The organism is Burkholderia sp. BCC1640, from assembly GCF_902833125.1.
In the GTDB taxonomy this organism is placed as follows: domain Bacteria; phylum Pseudomonadota; class Gammaproteobacteria; order Burkholderiales; family Burkholderiaceae; genus Burkholderia; species Burkholderia diffusa.
Genome location: NZ_CADFEF010000074.1, coordinates 1 through 2,665, shown reverse-complemented (window position 1 = coordinate 2,665; position 2,665 = coordinate 1). Strand labels below are relative to the sequence as shown.

General features: G+C 64.9%; 3 protein-coding genes. All 3 read right to left on the bottom strand.

Translation table 11 applies throughout. From position 1 onward, the window contains the following. Positions 1 to 124 precede the first annotated feature (124 nt). The 3 genes from HWX25_RS32450 to HWX25_RS32440 all read right to left on the bottom strand — a co-directional run bounded on the left by HWX25_RS32450 (position 125) and on the right by HWX25_RS32440 (position 2,433). The gene (locus tag HWX25_RS32450) at positions 125 to 562 is read right to left on the bottom strand and encodes a RidA family protein (protein WP_175912656.1); all 438 of its coding nucleotides are present in this window, start codon (positions 560 to 562) and stop codon (positions 125 to 127) included. A 135-nt stretch (positions 563 to 697) separates the two neighbouring features. Continuing rightward, the gene (locus tag HWX25_RS32445; RefSeq protein ID WP_175912654.1) at positions 698 to 2,044 is read right to left on the bottom strand and encodes an NAD(P)/FAD-dependent oxidoreductase; all 1,347 of its coding nucleotides are present in this window, start codon (positions 2,042 to 2,044) and stop codon (positions 698 to 700) included. A 200-nt stretch (positions 2,045 to 2,244) separates the two neighbouring features. Continuing rightward, the gene (locus HWX25_RS32440) at positions 2,245 to 2,433 is read right to left on the bottom strand and encodes a hypothetical protein (protein ID WP_244138829.1); all 189 of its coding nucleotides are present in this window, start codon (positions 2,431 to 2,433) and stop codon (positions 2,245 to 2,247) included. Positions 2,434 to 2,665: the final 232 nt, after the last annotated feature.

Below are 2,665 nucleotides of genomic sequence, written 5' to 3'. Positions count from 1 at the left end.
TGGATCCTCCGGTTGCCGGGAAATGCGTGCATTTTCCACCTGGGCACATCGATGCCGTTGGCCCGTGAGGATCCACCCCTCTTTGCTCTCACGTGCATGGGTGGGACGCGTTCATTTCATTCTCCTATGCGCGGTTCGGCTGCCAGTTGTCCGGGATCACCGCGATCACGTCGATCTCCATCAGCCACTGCGGCTGGCCGAGCGCCGAAACGACGAGCCCCGTCGAAATCGGGTAGACGCCTTTCAGCCACTTGCCGACTTCCTGATACACGGACTCGCGATAGCGCGGGTCGATCAGGTAGGTCGTCGTCTTCACGATGTGCGTGATGTCGCTGCCGGCTTCCTCGAGCAACTGCTTCACGTTCTTCATCGCCTGCTCGGCCTGCGCGCGCGGATCGCCGAGGCCGATCAGGTTGCCGTCGAAATCGGTGCCGACCTGGCCGCGCACGTAGACGGTGTTGCCGGCGCGCACGGCCTGGCACAGGTCGTTGTCGAGCGTCTGGTTCGGGTAGGTATCCTTCGTATTGAACATGCGGATACGGGTGTGGGTAGGCTGGCTCATCGAGGTCCTTCGAATGACGGTGGGTTCACCCGCCGCGCCGGGAGCGGTCGCGGCGCGGCGGGGTTCTGGTAGCCGGGTAGCCGTTTCACCGCGTCCGGGCTTCTTGCCGGGCGCGGGCCGTGGCGCGAGCGCGCATCAGTCGATCGCGTCGACCATGGGGCGTGCATCGGCCCGCGCTCCGTGCGCAGCTTCGCCGTGCGCGGTACGCGTTTGCGCGCGACGTCGCGACGCGTCGTGGTAATCGAGGTACTTGCGCTGCGTGACGATGTGGTCGGCGATGTGTTTCGCGTCGTGCCACACGCCCCAGATGAAGCTGGAGCCGCGCCGCGACAGCCACGGCAGACCAAGAAAATAGATGCCCGGCTCCGTCGACACGCCGCGCTGATGCTGCGGCTTGCCGTTCGCGGCGAACGCGTCGACGTTCAGCCAGCCGTAGTCGACCGCGTAGCCCGTCGCCCAGACGATCGACGTGACGCCGGCGCCGGCCAGGTCGAGCGCGAGGATCGGCTGCGTGACGCAATCCGGATTCGGCAGGATGCGGCGGGCTTCAGGTTCTTCGGGCAGGTCGAGGCCGTTGCGCGCCGCGTACGCGTCGGCCGCATCGAGCAACGCCAGGTAGTTCTCGTCGCCGCGGGCGAGATTGGTCGCGAGATCGCGCTCGAACACCGCGACGCCGCCGTCGAACGCCTTCGTCAGCCCCACGAGCGTTACGCCCTGGTGCGCGAGGGCGCGGAAATCGACCGTGTGGCCTCCGCGCGCGCCGCTCACCGCGATCGTCACGTGTTCGCGTCCGGGCGTCGCGACTTCCTTGTCCCATTCGCCGAGCACGCCGAGCCACCAGCAGAAGTCACGGCCGCGATACGCGCGCGGCGGGCGGTCATGCGGGCCGACCGACAGATAGACCTGCCGGCCCGCGCGCTGCAGCTCGTCGGCGATCTGCACGCCCGACGAACCCGCACCGACCACCAGCACCGCGCCATCGGGCAATTGCGCCGGGTTGCGATAATCGGCCGAGTGGATTTGCATGAGGCCGCCATCGTCCGGCGCGATCGGCGGGATGACCGGGCGCTGGAACGGGCCCGTCGCGACGACCACGCGGTTCGCCTCGATCGTGCCGTCCGAGGTGTCGACGATGAAACCCGGCTTGCCCGTGTTGCGCACGACGTTCTTCACTTCGACGCCGGTGCGGATCGGCGCATTGAACTTGCGCGCATAGGCTTCGAAATAATCGGCGACCTGGTCCTTCGATGCGAACGCATCGGGATCGAGGCCGTCGAATTCGAGCCCCGGAAAACGGTCGTGCCACGCGGGGCCGTTCGCGACCAGCGAATCCCAGCGCCCGGTGCGCCAGCGCTCGGCGATGCGGTCGCGCTCCAGCACGAGATGCGGCACGCCGAGCTTGCCCAGGTGCTCGCTCATGGCCACGCCGGCCTGCCCGGCTCCGACGACCAGCGTATCGATTGAGGTTGTTTCCACTGCCACGGCTGTCTCCTTGAAGTGCGGCTCGCTGCGACGCTCGTGTCGTTGCGCGAGTGGGAATGGAGACATTCTGCTGACAGGCCCGCGTGGGCGAAATGATGTTTTTTGTGGTTGTTGACGAGAAAAAAACTGGGAGGGGGCGACGCCTGTCCGATGTTCGCGTCGCGCGCTCTGGCGGGAGGCCGTAAGGTCACGCGCTCGACTCAATGCCCGCCGTTGATTTCCGTGTCCTCGAATGCCAGATGCTCGAAATAGCTGCCTGTGAAATCCACGTCCAGCCCCTTGAGTCCATGCGCTTCGACCGTGCTTCCCGTGCAGTCCAGCACTTGCACCGAATGCCATGTGTTGCCGTCGAACCGAACGCCGTTCCACTTGCACACGAGAAATTTCACGCCTGACATCATGCGGCACGAAATCACGGCGAAAATAGATAAATCAGACCTTTGATTTTATTGACTATTCCCCTTACCTCAACGTGCAACTGCGCCTCCACCGACCGAGTACTTTCCAAAACCAAAAGGAGCCTGGCGGGAGCGGAGTACTTGGAGCTGGATGGTCGTTAAAGGAAGCTGCATTTTAGGGTACGGGGAGTCTCGGTTGCGAAGGGGAAGCCGTGAAGGGCGT

Coding starts and splice junctions, on each gene's coding strand:
- HWX25_RS32450 (WP_175912656.1), bottom strand. CDS start 562: ATGAGCCAGCCTACCCACACCCGTATCCGCATGTTCAATACGAAGGAT.